The sequence below is a fragment of the Streptomyces sp. NPDC104226 genome (assembly GCF_055584085.1).
The window spans coordinates 87,587-105,809 of sequence record NZ_JBVJMS010000006.1; the positions used below are offsets into that span (position 1 = coordinate 87,587).

The 18,223-nt window shown below is 71.8% G+C and carries 12 protein-coding genes; 3 read left to right on the top strand and 9 right to left on the bottom strand.

Going from position 1 to position 18,223, the window contains the following annotated elements; translation table 11 throughout:
• Positions 1-5 precede the first annotated feature (5 nt).
• The 3 genes from nuoL to nuoN are packed head-to-tail and all read left to right on the top strand — an operon-like array spanning position 6 to position 5,153.
• Positions 6-1,901, top strand: coding sequence for an NADH-quinone oxidoreductase subunit L (gene nuoL / locus ACZ60J_RS19665; RefSeq protein WP_469683445.1), 1,896 nt, complete (start codon positions 6-8; stop codon positions 1,899-1,901).
• 1 nt (position 1,902) lies between these two features.
• Positions 1,903-3,495 carry an NADH-quinone oxidoreductase subunit M gene (locus tag ACZ60J_RS19670; RefSeq protein ID WP_469683447.1) on the top strand — a complete coding sequence of 531 codons (1,593 nt, stop codon included), beginning with the start codon at positions 1,903-1,905 and terminating at the stop codon, positions 3,493-3,495.
• Between the two features lie 38 nt (positions 3,496-3,533).
• Complete coding sequence (gene nuoN / locus ACZ60J_RS19675) at positions 3,534-5,153, top strand: NADH-quinone oxidoreductase subunit NuoN (RefSeq protein ID WP_469684085.1); 1,620 nt, start codon at positions 3,534-3,536, stop codon at positions 5,151-5,153.
• A 70-nt stretch (positions 5,154-5,223) separates the two neighbouring features.
• On the opposite strand, the gene ACZ60J_RS19680 is transcribed toward nuoN, so the two are convergent.
• From ACZ60J_RS19680 to fahA, 9 genes are all read right to left on the bottom strand, one after another.
• Entirely contained in the window at positions 5,224-7,977 is a 2,754-nt protein-coding gene (locus ACZ60J_RS19680) for a PKD domain-containing protein (protein WP_469683449.1), read from the bottom strand.
• Positions 7,978-8,175: 198 nt separating this feature from the next.
• Positions 8,176-8,787, bottom strand: coding sequence for a hypothetical protein (locus ACZ60J_RS19685; protein ID WP_469683451.1), 612 nt, complete (start codon positions 8,785-8,787; stop codon positions 8,176-8,178).
• 664 nt (positions 8,788-9,451) lie between these two features.
• Positions 9,452-12,127 carry a fumarate reductase/succinate dehydrogenase flavoprotein subunit gene (locus ACZ60J_RS19690; RefSeq protein ID WP_469683453.1) on the bottom strand — a complete coding sequence of 892 codons (2,676 nt, stop codon included), beginning with the start codon at positions 12,125-12,127 and terminating at the stop codon, positions 9,452-9,454.
• Between the two features lie 11 nt (positions 12,128-12,138).
• Complete coding sequence (locus ACZ60J_RS19695) at positions 12,139-12,873, bottom strand: ABC transporter ATP-binding protein (RefSeq protein ID WP_469683455.1); 735 nt, start codon at positions 12,871-12,873, stop codon at positions 12,139-12,141.
• Between the two features lie 614 nt (positions 12,874-13,487).
• Entirely contained in the window at positions 13,488-14,339 is an 852-nt protein-coding gene (locus ACZ60J_RS19700; RefSeq protein ID WP_469683457.1) for an ABC transporter permease, read from the bottom strand.
• Positions 14,336-15,718: an ABC transporter substrate-binding protein gene (locus tag ACZ60J_RS19705; protein WP_469683459.1), complete on the bottom strand. Its 1,383-nt coding sequence runs from the start codon at positions 15,716-15,718 to the stop codon at positions 14,336-14,338. The genes ACZ60J_RS19700 and ACZ60J_RS19705 overlap by 4 nt, the downstream gene beginning before the upstream one ends.
• Positions 15,719-15,732: 14 nt before the next feature.
• Positions 15,733-15,960 carry a 4Fe-4S dicluster domain-containing protein gene (locus tag ACZ60J_RS19710; RefSeq protein WP_030710222.1) on the bottom strand — a complete coding sequence of 76 codons (228 nt, stop codon included), beginning with the start codon at positions 15,958-15,960 and terminating at the stop codon, positions 15,733-15,735.
• Between the two features lie 32 nt (positions 15,961-15,992).
• On the bottom strand, positions 15,993-16,763 hold the full coding sequence (locus tag ACZ60J_RS19715; protein WP_469683461.1) for a GntR family transcriptional regulator: 771 nt from the start codon (positions 16,761-16,763) through the stop codon (positions 15,993-15,995).
• Positions 16,764-16,913: 150 nt separating this feature from the next.
• A complete protein-coding gene (gene fahA / locus ACZ60J_RS19720) occupies positions 16,914-18,137 on the bottom strand; it encodes a fumarylacetoacetase (RefSeq protein WP_469683463.1) in 1,224 nt (407 codons plus the stop codon).
• Positions 18,138-18,223 lie beyond the last annotated feature (86 nt).

Below are 18,223 nucleotides of genomic sequence, written 5' to 3' on the forward strand. Positions count from 1 at the left end.
TCACAGTGGAGAACCTGATTGTGCTGCTGATCGCGGCGCCCCTGCTCGGAGCGGTGGTGCTGCTCTGCGGCGGCCGCCGCCTCGACAAGGTGGGGCACTGGCTCGGCACCCTGCTCGCCGCCGCCTCCTTCGGGACCGGCGTCGTCCTCTTCGCCGACATGCTCGGCCGCGGAGCCGAGGACCGCACCCTGCACCAGCGGCTGTTCACCTGGATCCCCGTCGAGGGGTTCCAGGCCGACATGGCCTTCCAGCTGGACCAGCTGTCGATGACGTTCGTCCTGCTGATCTCCGGCGTGGGCACGCTCATCCACATCTACTCCATCGGCTACATGGAGCACGACGAGCGGCGCCGCCGCTTCTTCGGCTACCTCAACCTGTTCGTCGCGGCCATGCTCCTGCTGGTCCTCGCCGACAACTACCTGCTGCTGTACTTCGGCTGGGAGGGCGTCGGCCTCGCCTCGTACCTCCTGATCGGCTTCTGGCAGCACAAGCCCAGCGCGGCCACCGCGGCCAAGAAGGCCTTCCTGGTCAACCGCGTCGGCGACATCGGCCTCTCGATCGCCATCATGCTGATGTTCACCACGTTCGGGACCTTCGCCTTCGGCCCGGTCCTCGGCTCGGCGGACGACGCCTCCGAGGGCAAGCTGACGGCGATCGGCCTGATGCTGCTGCTGGCCGCCTGCGGCAAGTCGGCCCAGGTGCCGCTCCAGTCCTGGCTCGGGGACGCGATGGAGGGCCCGACCCCGGTCTCGGCCCTCATCCACGCCGCGACCATGGTCACCGCCGGCGTCTACCTGATCGTCCGCTCGGGTGCCATCTTCAACGGCGCCCCGGACGCGCAGCTCGTGGTCACCGTCGTCGGCGCCGTCACGCTCCTCTTCGGTGCGATCGTCGGTTGCGCGAAGGACGACATCAAGAAGGCCCTCGCCGGCTCGACGATGTCGCAGATCGGCTACATGATCCTGGCGGCCGGCCTCGGCCCCATCGGGTACGTGTTCGCGATCATGCACCTGGTCACGCACGGCTTCTTCAAGGCGGGCCTCTTCCTCGGCGCTGGTTCCGTGATGCACGGGATGAACGACGAGGTCGACATGCGCAAGTACGGCGGCCTGCGGAAGTACATGCCGGTCACCTTCGTCACCTTCGGACTGGGGTACCTGGCGATCATCGGCTTCCCCGGCCTGTCCGGCTTCTTCTCCAAGGACATGATCATCGAGGCCGCCTTCGCCAAGGGCGGCACCCAGGGCTGGATCCTCGGCGGGGTGACCCTGCTCGGCGCGGCGATCACCGCCTTCTACATGACCCGCGTCATGCTCCTCACCTTCTTCGGCGAGAAGCGCTGGCAGCCCGATGCCGAGGGCCACGCACCGCACCCGCACGAGTCCCCGAAGTCCATGACCATCCCGATGATCGTCCTTGCCTTCGGCTCGGTCTTCGCGGGCGGGTTCTTCGGCATCGGCGACCGCTTCCTGCACTGGCTGGAGCCCGTCACCGGACACCAGCACGGACACCCGCCGATCAGCGCCACGACGGTCACCGCAGCCACCATGGTGGTCCTCGTCATCGGCGTCGCCATCGCCTGGGCGATGTACGGCAGGAAGCCCGTCCCGGTCGTCGCCCCGCGCGGCTCGCTCCTCACCCGGGCGGCCCGACGGGACCTCTACCAGGACGACTTCAACCACGTGGTCCTGGTCCGCGGCGGGGAGCACCTGACCCGCTCCCTCGTCTACGTCGACCACAGCCTGGTCGACGGAGTGGTCAACGGCACGGCCGCCGGAGTCGGCGGGCTGTCGGGCCGGCTGCGCAAGCTGCAGAACGGCTACGCCCGCAGCTACGCGGTCTCGATGTTCGGGGGCACGGCGATCCTCATCGCCGCGACCCTGCTGATGAGGGCGGTGTGAGATGAGTTTCCCGCTTCTGACGGTGACGGCCGCGGTCCCCGCGGTCGGTGCGATCCTGACGGCGGCCGTCCCGGCCGCCCGCCGGACCGCCGCCAAATGGCTCGCCCTGCTCTTCTCGCTGGCGACCCTGGCCCTGGCCGTGCTCGTCGCGGTCCGCTTCGAGCCCGGTGGCGACCGCTACCAGCTCACCGAATCCCGGTCCTGGATCGCCGACTTCGGCGTCCGCTACGAACTGGGCGTCGACGGCATCGGGGTGGTGCTGATCGGCCTCACCGCCCTGCTGATCCCCTTCGTGATCGCGGCCGGCTGGCACGACGCCGACCCGCTGGAGACGCACTCGTCCCGCTGGCGGCCGACCCAGGGCTTCTTCGCCCTGATCCTGCTGGTCGAGGCGATGGTGATCATCTCCTTCGAGGCCACCGACGTCTTCCTCTTCTACATCTTCTTCGAAGCCATGCTCATCCCGATGTACTTCCTCATCGGCGGCTTCGGGGACCGGGCCCACTCCGGGTCCGACGAGAACGCGGCCGCGCAGCGCTCGTACGCGGCGGTCAAGTTCCTCCTCTACAACCTGGTCGGCGGCCTGATCATGCTGGCCGCGGTCATCGGGCTGTACGTGGTGGCCGGGAACTTCTCGCTCCAGGAGATCGCCGCCGCCCGCGCCGCGGGCACGCTCGACATGGCGACCAACACCGAGCGGCTGCTGTTCCTCGGCTTCTTCTTCGCCTTCGCGGTGAAGGCCCCGCTGTGGCCGCTGCACACCTGGCTGCCGAACGCGATGGGCGAGGCCACGGCCCCGGTCGCCGTCCTGATCACCGCGGTCGTCGACAAGGTCGGCACCTTCGCGATGCTGCGCTTCTGCCTCGGCCTCTTCCCCGAGGCCAGCAAGTGGGCCACGCCGGTGATCCTGGTCCTGGCCCTGATCAGCATCGTCTACGGCGCGCTGGTCGCGGTCGGGCAGCGGGACATCAAGCGGCTGGTGGCGTACGCCTCCATCTCGCACTTCGGCTTCATCATCCTGGGCATCTTCGCGATGACCTCCCAGGGCCAGTCCGGCGCGACGCTCTACATGGTCAACCACGGGCTCTCGACGGCGGCGCTCATGCTGGTCGCCGGCTTCCTGATCTCCCGGCGCGGCTCCCGGCTCATCGCCGACTACGGCGGCGTGCAGAAGGTGGCGCCGGTCCTGGCCGGCACCTTCCTGATCGGCGGCCTCGCCACCCTCTCGCTGCCCGGACTCGCCCCGTTCGTCAGCGAGTTCCTGGTCCTGGTCGGCACCTTCGCCCGGTACCCGGTCGTCGGCATCATCGCCACCGTCGGCATCGTGCTGGCGGCGCTCTACACGCTGGTCCTCTACCAGCGCACCATGACCGGCCCGGTCAAGGAGGAGGTCCGCACCATGCCGGACCTGCGCCTGCGGGAGGTCCTGGTGGTCGCCCCGCTGATCGCGCTGCTGATCGGACTGGGCGTCTACCCGAAGGTCCTGACCGACATCGTCAACCCGGCGGTGAAGCACACCATGTCGGACGTGAAGCAGACGGACCCGAAGCCGGAAGTGGCTGTCGAGGCCAAGAATGGGGAGGCGGCCAAGTGAGCACCGTGACTGCTGCTGCCCAGAACGTGCTGCCGAACCTGGCGGCCGCGGCGCCGATCGACAAGATCCCGGCCCCGCACATCGAGTACGCCCAGCTGTCGCCCACACTCATCGTGCTGGGCGCGGCCATCATCGGAGTCCTCGTCGAGGCCTTCGTCCCGCGCAAGGCCCGTTACTACACGCAGGTGTTCCTCGCCGTGGCCGCGCTGGCCTCGGCCTTCGCGGCGGTCGTCGGACTCGCCGCCGGCGGGTACGGCAGCTCCAAGGCGCACATCGCCGCCATGGGCGCCCTGGCCGTCGACGGACCGGCGCTCTTCCTGCAGGGCACCATCATCCTGGCCTCGGTCGTGGCGATCTTCACCTTCGCCGAGCGGCGCCTGGACCCGGCCGCCCACGGCAACCGGGTGGACTCCTTCGCCGCACAGGCGGCGTCCGTACCGGGCAGCGAGAGCGAGAAGGAAGCCGTCAAGGCGGGCTTCACCACCACCGAGGTCTTCCCGCTCGCGCTGTTCGCGATCGCCGGAATGCTGATCTTCCCCGCGGCCAACGACCTGCTGACGCTGTTCGTGGCCCTGGAGGTCTTCTCCCTCCCGCTGTACCTGCTCTGCGCCGTCGCCCGCCGCCAGCGGCTGATGTCGCAGGAGGCGGCCGTCAAGTACTTCCTGCTCGGCGCCTTCTCCTCCGCCTTCCTCCTCTTCGGCATCGCCCTCGTCTACGGGTACGCCGGCTCGGTCTCCTACGCGGCGATCGCGGAGGTCGTCGACGGCACCGTGGCCAACATCGACCCGGCGCTCGCCGACACCATGGGCAACGACGCACTGCTGCTCATCGGCGGCGCGCTGATCCTGATGGGCCTGCTCTTCAAGGTCGGCGCGGTCCCCTTCCACATGTGGACCCCGGACGTCTACCAGGGCGCCCCCACCCCGGTCACCGGCTTCATGGCGGCGGCGACGAAGGTGGCCGCCTTCGGCGCCCTCCTGCGCCTCCTCTACGTCGTCCTGCCCGGCCTGCGGTGGGACTGGCGGCCGGTCATGTGGGGCGTCGCGATCGTCACGATGCTGGCGGGCGCGGTCATCGCGGTCACCCAGACCGACGTGAAGCGGCTCCTCGCCTACTCCTCCATCGCGCACGCCGGTTTCATCCTGGCCGGTGTCATCGCCACCTCGGCGGAGGGCGTCCAGTCCGTCCTCTTCTACCTGGGCGCGTACTCCTTCGTGACGATCGGCGCCTTCGCGGTGGTCACGCTGGTGCGCGACGCGGGCGGCGAGGCCACGCACCTGTCCAAGTGGGCCGGTCTCGGAAGGCGTTCGCCCCTGACGGCGGCGGTCTTCGCGGTCTTCCTGCTCGCCTTCGCGGGCATCCCGCTGACCTCCGGCTTCGCCGGCAAGTTCGCCGTGTTCAAGGCGGCGGCGGAGGGCGGCGCGGGAGCGCTGGTCGTGGTCGGTGTCATCTCGTCCGCGATCGCCGCGTTCTTCTACATCCGGGTGATCGTCCTGATGTTCTTCAGCGAGCCGAAGGCGGACGGCCCCACGGTCGCCGTCCCGTCCCCGCTGACGATGACCACGATCGCCGTGGGCGTCGCGGTCACGGTGGTGCTGGGCGTGGCCCCGCAGTACTTCCTGGACCTGGCGGGCAACGCGAGCACGTTCGTCCGCTGACCGCCCGAACCACGACCAAGGGCCCGGCCCCCCTTCCGGGGGGCCGGGCCCTTCGGTGTGCCGGGTGCTCCTACGGCTGCGTGAAGTAGCCGAGGAAGTCGGTGATCACGTGGTTGGGGCCGCCGTAGCTGTTGAAGATGCTGACCTTGCCGCCGGGGCCGACGGGGGTGGTCACGTGGTTCGGGACGGTGATGCCCGGGAGGGTGTTGAGGCTGCTGGCGCCGGGACGGGTGGCGCCGAAGGCGTAAGCCGTGAGGAAACCGGGGCCGGTGGAGTCGGTGGCGGTGACGTTCAGGACCGCACCGACGGCGTTGGCCGGGAGGCCGGAGACCGTGGTGGTGGCGCCGGGGGCGACCTTGCCGGTGGTGCGGGTGTCGGCGAGGCGCTTGGGCACGGCCGGGGTGAAGAGGGTCTTGCCGTCCTTGCCGTAGTAGCCCACCGCGTCCAGGATCACGTGCGTCGAGCCGCTGTTGGTGAACAGGGTGATGGTGCCGTTCGGGCCGACGGGGACGATGGCCTGGTTGGACTTGTCCTTGCCCGGCTCGACGTTCAGGTTCGAGGTGGCGGGACGCTTGGCCGGATCGGGATAGGCGATGACGTGGGCCTGCTCCGTGGCGCCGGTGGCCGTGAGGTTGAGGGCGACCGCCTTGGCGTCCGCCGGGATGCCGTTGACGCCGGCGACCTTGACCGTGCGGGTCTTGGCGGCGGACAGTGCGCCGCCCGACGTACGGGTGTCCAGGACCCGGGTCGGGGCGAGCGGGGAGAAGCGCTGGCCGATGTTCGGCTGGTAGTAGCCGACCATGTCCACGATGATCGACGCCCAGCCGGAGTTGAGCTGCGCCAGGACCGTGTCCAGGCCGCCGCCGACGGGGACCGTGACGGTGTTGGACGTGGTGGCGCCGGCGCGGACGCTGACGTTCGACGTCGCCGGGCGGGGCTGATCCGCGGGCCAGACGGTGAGGTGGGTGTCCTCCGAGGCCCCGGTGACGGTCACGTTGAGGACGACCGCGCTCACCCCGCCGGAGATCGGGAACTCGGTCCGGTCCTGCCCCCTGGGCACCTGCATGGAGAACGGGGCGCCGCCCGGCATGGAGGGGGTGTCGTCGCGGCTGTCGCCGAGCCGGTACGGCCCGACGGGGACGTAGCCGGACGGCGCGTAGTCGACCTTGACCGTGCGCTTGGCGGCGGACTGGGCGCCCTTGGAGTCCAGCGTGGTGAGGGTCACCGTGTAGGTACCCGGGGACCGGTAGGTGTGCGTGAGCTTGGACAGGTCGGTGGCGGGCGCGGTGGTGCCGTCACCGAAGTCCACGTCGGCGCGGCTCACCGGCCACGGTGTCGCCGTGGCCGACGGGTCGATCTGGAAGGTCAGCGGGGAGACGCGCTCCGTCGGGCTGTCCGAGGTGGGCAGGACCGGCGTGGCGGTGAAGGCCGCTGTCAGGGGACCGGCGGGGGTCACCTTGACCGGCCGCTCCGTGAACACCTTCTTCCCGGCGCCGTTGGAGGCGGTCACCTTGACCACGCACGCGCAAGGAGCGCTGTAGACGTGCGAGGCGACGGCCACGAGGGACCCGTCCTTCGGGGTGGTGACGACCGGGGCGCTCCCGTCACCGAAGTCCACGCTGTACGACATCCCGGAGGGCCAGTCGGTGGTCGCCCAGGCATTCACCTGCACCGTGGTACCCACCGGCGCCCAGCTGTTGAGCACCGACATGGAGGCGCTTGTCAGGCGGTCGTTCGTCTCGTAGGCACCGCGGTCGAGGAACCCGCCGTCCTTGCCGGTGTTGGCCACGAGGGGGTTGTCGATCGGGCCGAACCCCCCCATGTCCGGGGAGGCCAGTGCGCCCGGCGCCGTCGCGTCGGCGGAGTCGATGAGGGCGGTCTTGGCGTCCGCCGGGTTCAGGAGGTCGTGCGCGCCCTGGCCGGTGGCCGCCTTGAAGGCCTCGGCGGTCCGGTAGTCGGTGCCCGCCCAGTGGTAAGGAGCCGCCGTGACGTCCTTCTGGTTCAGGAGGAGGTTGTAGTCCGCGCTGGTCCCGGCCGCCGCGCTCTGCGCCACCAGGAGACCGTGGCGCGGTCCGGCAGGTGTCGTGCAGGGGGACTGGGGGGTCGCGGCGTTGACGGCGTTGTTGAACACCGAGGTTCCGGGGGAAACGCCACCGACCGAGATGCCGGGGCCGCAGTAGCCGGTGACGTTGTTGTTGGCTAGGACGGTGCCGGGTGCGTCCACCACTTCGATCGTGGGCCCGGAACCGCTGTTGCGGAAGGTGTTGCGGTTGAGGACCGTGCGCTGGGCGCCGGATCCGATCTCCGCGGAGTCCACGTAGCTCTGGCTGACACGTACGTCCGAGCTTCCCGCACCGATCACGAGCCCGCCCCAGAGGTCGGACGATGCGATGACGGTGCCGCTGGAACGCTCGATCTTCATGCCACGGTCCGCAGAGATCCCACGGAACACCAGGTGGGAGGCGCCGTTCACGGTCAGCGGATCACTCAGCGCCACCGCCGGCAAGCTGGCGGAAGTCCCTGCCGCGGAGGCAAAGGTGATCGGCTTGCCCGGTTCCCCGGAGCGGGTCAGTGTGAGGGCCCCGGGGTAGGTGCCCGGCGTGATCCGTACGGTCTGGCCGGGTTCGGCAGCCTTGGCCGCCGACAGGACAGTGCAGAACGGGCTGCTCTGTGTACCGGTACCGGGGCGGGTGTCGGAGCAGTTGGAGTTCGCGTTGTTGTTCACGAACAGGTCCGCCGGGGCAGCCGCGGCGGGAACCGCCGGCATTCCGAGGGCGGAGAGGAGGCCCGCGGTGAGCAGGACCCCCGTACGAGTAGGACGCACCAGCGGTATTCCTTCAGGAAAGGGGCTGTGCGGATCTCGGTTCGGAGCGGCACTGCATGACGCGCGGAACGGCCCATCCCCCCCAAGGGCACCAGGCGCATGAGAATCCACAAAGACGCTGGCCATGATCCTTGGTCGGGGGGCCGTTGTCGATGGCAAATCGAACGCGCTCAGCCCTCTTCGGCCCTCTTCAGCCGGCTAGTGGCCGTGGTCGTGGGTTTCGGTGGGCTTCGTCGGGGTGCCGGGCTTGGCGGGGCAGGTGATGGCCGTGTTCCAGTTGTGGAAGCGGCCTGCCGGGTTTTCGCGGTAGGCCCACAGGTGGAGGTCGTAGTGCTTCGGCATGCCTGCCCAGTGGCCCGGCATGGGGCCGTCGAAGGGGAGGCCGAACATGGTGGGGCGGTCGTCGGTGGTCTTGAAGTCCTGGTCCCGGTCCTTGGACATCCACTCCACCGCCTCCAGCTTGCGGCGGCCGTCCTTGCCCTTGGCCGTGCTGTAGAGGAGCGCGGCCGGCTTGGTGGGGTCCGTCGAGCCCCAGTAGGCCTCCTTCACGTAGTGGTAGCCCATGGCGCCCGCTCCGAAGGGGTTGGTCATGCAGGCCTCGCCGTGCGGCACGTACCCGTCCTTGAGGGCCTCGCGCTCGTCCGTGTACTTGGCCGTCACCCGGATGGCCGTGGCCATGTCGCGCATGGCCTTGGAGTTGCGGGGGTCGGGCGCGGGGCCGTCCACTCCGTGGGCGGGGGCGATCGCCGTCAGCCCGACGGATATCGCGGCGGCGCAGGTCAGGACGGCCTTGCGGGGGCGGAGGGACATCGGGGCTCCTGCCGTTGGGGGGCTTTCGTCCACCATCCGGGCGGGGGGAGCGGGCTGCACGTGGCGGAGCGCCAGACGGGTGGCTGCTTCGGGGGCCGGCCCCCGGGCCCCTGCGCCTCAAACGCCGGCGGGGCTGGGTGTGGCTGGGGTCTGCGCTTGTGTGCGGGTGGTGGGTTGTGTGCGGGCTGCGGGTGGGGCGGGGCCGGGGGTGGGGTGGGGTGTTGGTCTGGACTCATGATTTAGGCGCCCTGACATCGGCTTCGACAGGGTGGCGGCCTGTTTGCGCGCCACAAATCACGTTTTACGTCCAGACCAACACCCCACCCCACCCCCGTCCCCACCCCGGGCACCCCGATCGACTCTGACCGGCCACATGTCCAGCCCCGGCCGGGGGGATTCTCCGCCTCGACCGGGGGGGGAATCTCCGCCCCGGCCGGGGTGTGTTCCTTTCAGCCGTCCGGCGTTTGAGGACCGGGGTCTGGGGCGGAGCCCCAGGGGTCCGGGCGCAGCCCGGGGCCCCCTTTCAGCCTCGCCGGCGTTTGAGGCGCGGGTCCGGGCCGGCCCGGGGAACGGGGGAAGGGCGGGTAGGGGAGCTTCGCCCCGTGCAGCGGCGGCCGTCGCAGCCGGGGCTGTGGGCGGGGGCCCGCGCAGCGGGGAGGTGGGGCTACAGGCGGGTGGCGTAGGCGCGGACGTCCGCGTCGGGGTCGGAGGCGGCCGTGGACAGGGCCGCAGACGCCGCCGGGTCGGGGCGGTGCGTGCGCAGGGCGAGGACGGCGGCCTTGCGGACGTCCGCGTTCGGGTCCGAGAGGGTGTGGGCGAGGGGGGACACGGCCACCGCGGCGGGTGCCGAGGACAGGGCGGTGGCGGCCCCGGCCCGGACCTGCCATGCCGGGTCGGAGAGGGCGGCGACGGCCTGCTCCGTGTGGCCGCCGGTCAGGGCCACCGCCGCCAGGGCCGCCGCGCGGACCAGGGCGTCGGGGTCCGCGAGGAGCGGCGGCAGGGCGGAGCCGGCCCGCAGGGTGCCCAGGGCCTTGGCGACGGCGACCCGGACCTCCCGGGAGGAGTCCCCCGCGGCCGAAGCCAGCGGGCCCTCCGCGTCCACCGAGACCAGCGCCCGCACCGCCTGGAGGCGTACGTCCACGTCGGCGTCCCGCAGGGACCGCTCGTACAGGGCGGGCTCGCCGAGCCGCAGGACCCGTAGGGCTTCGAGCGCCGACGACCGGACCGCCGGGTCCGCCACCGCGAGGCCCGCCCGCAGGGCCGCACCGAGGGCGGGGTCGGGTTCGAGCACCTCCAGGAGTTCGCGCAGGGCGGCTGCCGCGGCTGCGCGGACCGCCGGATCGGGGTCGGCGAGCCGCTCCCCGAGGGCGGGACCGGCGCCCGCCGGAACGGTTTCGCCGAGCACCGCCACCGCCGTGGCGCGGACCGCCGGGTCCGGGTCGGAGAGGTAGGGGTGGAGGGCCTCCAGGTCAGGGGCTTCCTCGGCGAGGGAGAGGAGGTCGAGGATCCGGGGCGAGCCGGGCCCGGAGTCCCGGTCGGCCTGGACGCTCGCGGGGGCCGCCGCCCGGGCCTCGCCACCCGCCAGCGCCACGCCGACCAGCTCGACCTCGCCCAGGTGCCGCGAGGGCCCGCCCGCCGGGGCGAACTCGGGGACCGGTACGAGGTAGGGGTCAACGGGTCGCGCCGTGAACTCCATCGCCCCCGAAGGGGACTTGCGCAGGTCCAGGTGGTGCAGCCAGCCGGCGTCGTCGCGCTCGGGGTGGTCGAGGCGCTCGTGGTACAGCCCCCAGCGGGACTCCGTACGCGCCAGCGAGGCCCGCGCCGCCATCTCCGCGCAGTCCCGGATGAAGGAGACCTCCGCGCAGCGCATCAGCTCGTGCGGGGTCGTCGCCCCCATCTCCCCGATCTCCCGCTCCATCCGGGTGAAGGCCTCCACGGCGAGCGACAGCTTCGCGCCCGTCTTGGGCGGAGCCACGTAGTCGTTCACGAACCGCCGCAGCTTGTACTCGACCTGCGGCTGCGGCGGCCCGTCCGGGTGACGCAGGGGCCGGTAGACGAGCTCGTGAGCGGCCGCGAGCTGCTCCGCGGGCAACGGGCCCTCGTACGGCCGGTACTGCGCGGCATCGGCTCCCGCCAGATCGCCGAAGACGAAGGCGCCGATCATGTAGTTGTGGGGGACCGAGGCCAGGTCGCCCGCCGCGTACAGCCGGGGCACGGTGGTGCGGGCGTGGTCGTCGACGCGCACGCCGGAGGCCGAGTGGCCGCCGCACAGGCCGATCTCCGAGATGTGCATCTCGATGTCGTGGGTGCGGTAGTCGTGGCCGCGGTTCGCGTGGAAGGTGCCGCGCGTCGGCCGCTCGGTGGTGTGCAGGATCGATTCGACGGCGGAGACGGTCTCCTCCGGCAGATGGCTCAGCTTGAGGTAGACCGGACCGCGGTCGGAGGCGAGCTCGGCGGCGAACTCGGACATCATCTGGCCCGACCAGTAGTCGGAGTCGACGAAGCGCTCGCCGTGCCGGTTGACCTGGTAGCCGCCGAAGGGGTTCGCGACGTAGGCGCAGGCCGGGCCGTTGTAGTCCTTGATCAGCGGGTTGATCTGGAAGCACTCGATGCCGGTGAGCGCGGCGCCCGCGTGGTACGCCATCGCGTACCCGTCACCGGCGTTCGTCGGATTCTCGTACGTCCCGTAGAGGTATCCGGAGGCGGGCAGCCCGAGCCGCCCGCACGGGCCGGTCGCCAGTATCACGGCCCCCGCGCGCACGGTGACGAACGCGCCCGTCCGGGTGTTGAAGGCGGCCGCGCCGATCGCCCGGCCGTCCTCCGGCGACGTCAGGACCCGGACCGGCATCACCCGGTTCTCGATCCGGATCAGCTCCCGCATCTCACGCCGGCGCAGCTGCCGGTACAACACCTTCTTCACGTCCTTGCCCTCCGGCATGGGCAGCACGTACGACCCGGAGCGGTGGACCTGGCGGACCGCGTACTCGCCGTGCTCGTCCTTCTCGAACTTCACCCCGTACGACTCCAGGCGCTGCACCATCCCGAACCCGCGGGTCGCCGTCTGGCGGACCGTGGACTGGTCGACGATGCCGTCGTTGGCGCGGGTGATCTCGGCGACGTAGTCGTCGGGCTCGGCGCGGCCCGGGATGACCGCGTTGTTGACCCCGTCCATGCCCATGGCGAGAGCGCCGGAATGACGGACGTGCGCCTTCTCCAGGAGCAGCACCCGCGCACCGGCCTCGGCGGCGGTCAGAGCCGCCATCGTGCCGGCGGTGCCGCCGCCGATGACGAGGACGTCGCAGGTCAGTTCCTCGGCGTCGGCGATCGCGGGGAGGTCCATGGCGGGGCCTTTCAGAGGGATTCGAGAATGCGGCGGCGGAGAGCGGAACGGTCCGCCGTCCGCGAGCGCGGATGCGGTACGTCGATCAGCTCGCCGGTGGCGAGCAGCGCGACGCGGTCGCCCAGGTGCAGGGCCTCGTCCACGTCGTGGGTGACGAAGACGACGGTGGCACCGGTGCCGGCCAGCACGGTCACCAGGAGGTCCTGCATCTCGGCGCGGGTCTGGGCGTCGAGCGCGCCGAAGGGTTCGTCCATCAGCACGGCGCGGGGCGCGGCGGCGAGGGCGCGCGCCAACTGCACGCGCTGGCGCTGGCCGCCGCTGAGCTGGTGCGGATGCTTGTGGGCGTGGTCGGCGAGGCCGACGCGGGTCAGCCAGTCGGTGGCGGTGCTTCGGCGCTCCGCGCGGGGGGCTCCGCGGATGGCCAGCGGCAGCTCGACGTTGGCGCGGACCGTGCGCCAGGGGAGGAGGGCGTCGTCCTGGAACACCAGCGCGCGGTCGGCGTGCGGGCCCGTGACCGGGGTGCCGTCCTGGGTGACGGTGCCGGCCAGCGGGGGCAGGAGCCCGGCCAGGGTGCGGAGCAGGGTCGACTTGCCGCAGCCGGAGGGGCCGACGACGGTGAGCACCTCGCCTCCGGCGACGGCCAGGTCGACGCCGTCGAGGACGGGGGTGGCGTGGCCCAGGCGGACGTCCCTGAGGTGGAGGGTGGCGCCGGTGGGTGGGGCGGGGGTGAGGGTGTCTGCGGACATGAGCCTTTTCCTTCCTGCGGTTGCGAAGTTCCCGTGCGGGGGCTGAGTGGGCCCTGCGGGGCGAAGTCCCCTACCCGCCCTTCCACCGTTCCCCGGGCGCTGCCCGGACCCCCGCCTCAAACGCCGACGGGGCTGGGTGGGTACCCCCGGCCGGGGCCGGGAAGAGGCCCCGGGCTGCGCCCGTACACCACCTGGGGCTCCGCCCCAGACCCGGGTCCTCAAACGCCGGACGGCTGAAAGGAACACACCCCGGCCGGGGTAGGAGGCCCGCCGGGGCCGATGCCTCGCCGGGCCCGGGATTCCACCCCAACCAGGGCGGAGAATCCGCCCGGTCAGGCCAGAAGGCTCGCCAAGGCCTACGGCTCGCTGGGCCCGGCCGGGGTAGCGGCCCCCCGGCCGGGGCTGGGAAAGCGGCCGGTCGGAGTCGATCGGGGTGCGCGGGGTGGGGACGGGGGTGGGGTGGGGTGTTGGTCTGGACGTAAAACGTGATTTGTGGCGCGAGAACAGGTCGCCACCTTGTCGGAGCCCGGCACAGGGCGCCTAAATCATGAGTCCAGAACAACACCCCACCCCACCCCCGGCCCCGCCCCACCCGCAGCCGCCCCCACCCCCGACTACCCGTCACGCAAACGCTGACGCCGGCCAAGATCCAGCCTCGCCGGCGTTTGAGGCGCAGGGGAGGCCGCGCGGCGAACCGGAATCCCCCGCCCCGGCAGCCACCGCGTCAAGTGCCGGCCCGTGCGTTCGACCGCCGTCGACGTGAGCCAGCCCAGCGCACCGATCGTGGCCATCCCGACGAAGACCCCGGGGTAGTCCACGACCGTGTAGTCCTGCCAGGTGCGGTACCCCACCCCGTACTCCCCGGAGATCATCTCGGCGGAGATCACGCAGATCCAGGACACCCCGATGCCGACCGACAGCCCCCCGAAGATCCCGGGAAGCGCCCCCGGCAGCACCACGGAGAAGAGCACCCGCGCCCGGCCCCCGCCCATCGTCAGCACGGCCTCCTCCCACACCGGGGACAGCGCGGACACCGCGTGCCGGGTGGAGACGAGGACCGGGAAGAACGCCGCCGCGCAGGTGATGAAGACGATCCCCTGCTCGTTGGAGGGGAAGAGCAGGATCGCCACCGGGACCAGCGCGATCGCCGGGATCGGCCGCAGGACTTCGAGGACCGGTCCCAGCAGGTCCGCCGCGAGCCGCGAACGGGCGATCGCGGTGCCCGCCGCCACCCCCAGGACGGCCGCCAGGACGAAGCCCGTCACGATGCGCCGCAGGCTGAAGCCGAGGTCCTGCCAGTAGGGGCCGGTCGTCGCCCGGTCGGCGAACGTCGAGGCCACCTCGCCCACGGTCGGGAACTGCTCGAAGCGGAGCCACAGGTTGACGTCGAGGGAGGTCAGGAGCTGCCATACGGCCAGGGCCGCGGCGAGCGACGTCAGCCGTAGCAGCCGGCGGCGGACCGTCATGACGCGAGGGCTCCGGCTTCGGCGAAGCTCACGATCCGCGCCCCGGACCCCGCGTGCTGGTCGACGTACGCCTTGGCACCCGACGGGGTGACGAACGCACGCAGAACCGCTCCCTCCGCACCCCCGACCCCCTCCGCCACCCAGACGGCCTTGTCGGCGAACCAGAGCGTGCCCGTCACCGCGTCCGGTACGTACGCCGCCCGGACACCCCCCGCCCCGGCGGCCTTGAGCGCCTTCAGCAGGGCCGCCGGGGTCTCGAAGGCCTGGGTGCGGTTGCCCTCCTTCAGCCACAGCTCCGGGCGCGCCGCCGCGGCCACCGGGTAGTCCGCGCCCACGCCGAGACGCGCCAGGGGCGCGGGGTCCACGAAGGCGTCCACGTCGACGGAGTCCACCAGCTTCGCCGCCTTGAGGACGGGCACGTCCTCCTTCAGCGCCGCCAGCAGCTCCGGCCGCAGCGCCGGGTCGAAGGTCGCGATGCCGTTGGCCCCGTTGTAGAGGTACACGACCTCCGCCGGCAGTCCGGTCTCCTTGGCCACCGACTCGGCCGCCGCGACCGGCTGGGTGCGCAGGTGCTCGGTCGCCTTGCGCTGGGCCCGCAGGAAGTCGTCGAGGACCGCGGGGCGTTCGGCCGCGAACTTCTCGCGGACGGTGACCCCGTGGAAGGTCGGCAGGTTCAGCTCGGCCCCGTCGTACAGGGCCTTGGCCCGGCCCTCGAAGGCCAGCTGGCCCGGCCAGGCGACGAACTGCGACAGGGCGTCGACGCTGCCCGCCTGGAGGGCGGAAGCGCCCACGCTGGGCTGCTGGTTGAGCTTCTCGATGCCCTTCTCGGGATCGATCCCGGCGCGCTGCAGGGCCCGTACGAGCGTCCCGTCGGCCGCCGAACCGATCGAGGTGGAGACCTTCTTGCCGCGCAGGTCGGCGAGCGACTCCAGCTTCGCGTCGGGGGCGGTGACCACGGTGTTGAGGCCGCCGCGCAGGTTGTAGCCGGTGACGGAGACGAGGCGGGTGGGCTGCTTCAGCTCCTTGCCGCGCGCCGCGTTGATGAGGAGCGGGAAGTCGCCCATCGAGCCGATGTCGATCTTCCCGGCGGTCATCTGGGCGGTGATGGGGGCGCCGGTGGCGTAGTCCTGCCAGTCGACCTTGTAGGTGACCCCGTCCTTTTTGCCGCGCGCCGCGAGCTCCTGCTCGAAGTATCCGAGGGAGCGCAGGAGCGTACCGGCGGTGACGGTGTTGATGGTCTTGGACTGGTAGCCGACGGTCACCGTGACCGTCTTGGAGCCGCCGTCCGCGCCGGAGGCCTCGGAACACCCCGTGGCCAGGGGAGCCAGGAGGAGCAGGGCGGGCAGGGCGGGAGCGAGGGCTTTGGAGTGCGCACGCATCGGGACGGGGCCTTTCACCGGAGCAGGTAGGGCATGTTGACGGTCACCGCGCCGGTGGGACAGCGGGCGGCGCACGGGCCGCAGTACCAGCACTCGTCCACGTGCATGTACGCCTTGCCGTTGTCCTCGCGGATCGCGAGGGAGTCGAGCGGACACATGTCGACGCAGAGGGTGCAGCCGTCGATGCACAGGGACTCGTCGATGGTCACGGGCACGTCGCCGCGCTGGGGGACCAGAGGCATGGCTGTCTCCAGGAAAGGGGGGAGTGGGGACGTCAGGCGGTGCGGTGCAGCAGGCCGCTCATGGTGATCCGGTCTCCGCGGAAGCGGATGAACTCCAGGTCCACGGGCCGGCCGTCGCCGAGGTGGGTGAGGCGCTCCAGCATCAGGACGGCGGCCCCGCGCGGGGCCTGCAGGACGGCGGCGGAGTGCGCGTCGGCGTTGACGGCTTCGAGGGTGATCTCGGCGTGGCCGAGCGGCTGCCCGGTCAGGGACTCCAGCAGCCGGAAGACGTCGGTGTTCTCCAGGTCGCAGCCGATCAGGTCCGCGCCGATGTCCAGGGGGACGTACGTCAGGTCGAGCGAGAGCGGCAGCCCGTTCAGGCGGCGCAGCCGCTCGATGTACAGCACGTCGGAGTGCTCGGGCAGGCGCAGCCGGCCGGCGACGGGGGCCGGGGCGCGGACGGGGCCGACGGTGCGGACCTCGTTGGTGACGCGGCCGTGTTCGTGGAGGGTTTCGGCCAGACCCTGCAGGCGGTCGAGGCCGTGCGGGTACTTGGCGCACACGATGACGGTGCCGACCCCGGGGCGGCGCTCGACGAGCTGTTCGCCGCGCAGCAGGTCCAGGGCCTGGCGCACGGTGTTGCGGCCGGCGCCGTAGTCGGCGGCGAGGGCGTCCTCCAGCGGGAGGACGCCGGTGGGGTAGCCGCCCGCCAGGATCTGGTGGCGCAGCAGGTCGGCGAGCTGTCGCGCCTGGTCCGCGCGCAGCCGCCGGCGGCGCGCGGCGGCGACCGGGACGGTGTGTTCGCGGGTGCGTTCGGCTGGCATGGCACGGAACATACCGAGGGGGCCGGGTCGGTGGTGTTGCCGCAGTGTTGCGCCACTCGCGGGTGTTCGCGTACGGCTGTGACCTGCGCAAACGGCGGGGCGGCGGAAAGATCCGCCACCCCGCCGTAGCGGCGCGTCCCGGGATGCGGACTAGCGGGTGCCCACGATGCGGCCACTGACCTCGCCGAGGCCCACGCGGGTGCCGTCGGCGCCCGGTGCCCATGCGGTGAGCGTGACGGTGTCCCCGTCCTCCAGGAAGGTGCGCTTGCCGTCGGTGAGCTCGATGGCGTCGCGGCCGTTCCAGGTGAGCTCCAGCAGCGAGCCGCGCTGGTCGACCTCGGGGCCGCTGACGGTGCCCGAGCCGTACACGTCGCCGGTGCGCAGGGAGGCGCCGTTGACGGTCATGTGGGCGAGCTGCTGGGCGGCGGTCCAGTACATCGACGCGAACGGCGGCTGCGCCACTTCCTGCCCGTTGATGGAAACGGTGATGTGCAGGTCGAAGCCGCCGGGCCGGTCGGCGGCGGAGTCGTCGAGGTAGGGCAGGAGCGGGAAGTCCCGGGCGGGCGGGGCGACCCGGGCCGCGTCGAGGGCCTCCAGCGGGGTGACCCAGGCGGAGACGGAGGTGGCGAAGGACTTGCCGAGGAAGGGGCCGAGCGGCACGTACTCCCAGGCCTGGATGTCGCGCGCGGACCAGTCGTTGAGCAGGAACAGCCCGAAGACGTGCTCCTCGAAGTCGGCGAGGGCCACGGGGCGGCCCTGCTCCGAGGGGGTGCCGACGACGAAGCCGACCTCGGCCTCGATGTCGAGCTTCACGGAGGGCCCGAAGACGGGCGCCGGGTCGGCGGGAGCCTTGCGCTGGCCCGCGGGGCGCACGACGTCGGTGCCGGACACCACGATGGTTCCGGCCCGGCCGTGGTAGCCGATGGGCAGGTGCTTCCAGTTGGGGGTCAGAGCGTCCCCGTCCGGCCGGAACATCCTGCCGACGTTGGTGGCGTGGTGCTCGCTCGCATAGAAGTCGACGTAGTCGGCGACCTCGTACGGCAGGTGCAGCACGGCGTCTTCGAGGGGCAGCAGGTGCGGTTCCACGGAGGGCCGGTGGCCGGGGTCGGTGACCCACGCGGTCAGCGCGCGGCGCACGTCCTTCCAGGCGGTGCGGCCCGCGGCGAGCAGCGGGTTGAGGGAGGGCTGCCCGAGCAGTCCGGCGTACGGGGAGCCGAGCGCGGCCGCGGCGGCGCCGGCGTCGAGCACGTACCCGCCGATGCGGACACCGATGCGGCGGCGCTCGTCCCCGGCGGTGGAGAAGACGCCGTAGGGGAGGTTGTGCGGCCCGAACGGGTCGCCCTCGGGGATGTCGAGGGGGCTCTGCTGGGGCATGGGGTGCTGCCTCGCTTTCGACGCTGCCCGGGGGTGTCCCGGGGGCTGCTTGACAGGTTAAGGGGCTGGTGGGGCGTGCGGGAGGC

Coding starts and splice junctions, on each gene's coding strand:
- fahA (WP_469683463.1), bottom strand. CDS start 18,137: ATGCCCCAGCAGAGCCCCCTCGACATCCCCGAGGGCGACCCGTTCGGG.
- ACZ60J_RS19705 (WP_469683459.1), bottom strand. CDS start 15,718: ATGCGTGCGCACTCCAAAGCCCTCGCTCCCGCCCTGCCCGCCCTGCTC.
- ACZ60J_RS19690 (WP_469683453.1), bottom strand. CDS start 12,127: ATGGACCTCCCCGCGATCGCCGACGCCGAGGAACTGACCTGCGACGTC.
- ACZ60J_RS19695 (WP_469683455.1), bottom strand. CDS start 12,873: ATGTCCGCAGACACCCTCACCCCCGCCCCACCCACCGGCGCCACCCTC.
- ACZ60J_RS19670 (WP_469683447.1), top strand. CDS start 1,903: ATGAGTTTCCCGCTTCTGACGGTGACGGCCGCGGTCCCCGCGGTCGGT.
- ACZ60J_RS19700 (WP_469683457.1), bottom strand. CDS start 14,339: ATGACGGTCCGCCGCCGGCTGCTACGGCTGACGTCGCTCGCCGCGGCC.
- ACZ60J_RS19685 (WP_469683451.1), bottom strand. CDS start 8,787: ATGTCCCTCCGCCCCCGCAAGGCCGTCCTGACCTGCGCCGCCGCGATA.
- ACZ60J_RS19710 (WP_030710222.1), bottom strand. CDS start 15,960: ATGCCTCTGGTCCCCCAGCGCGGCGACGTGCCCGTGACCATCGACGAG.
- ACZ60J_RS19715 (WP_469683461.1), bottom strand. CDS start 16,763: ATGCCAGCCGAACGCACCCGCGAACACACCGTCCCGGTCGCCGCCGCG.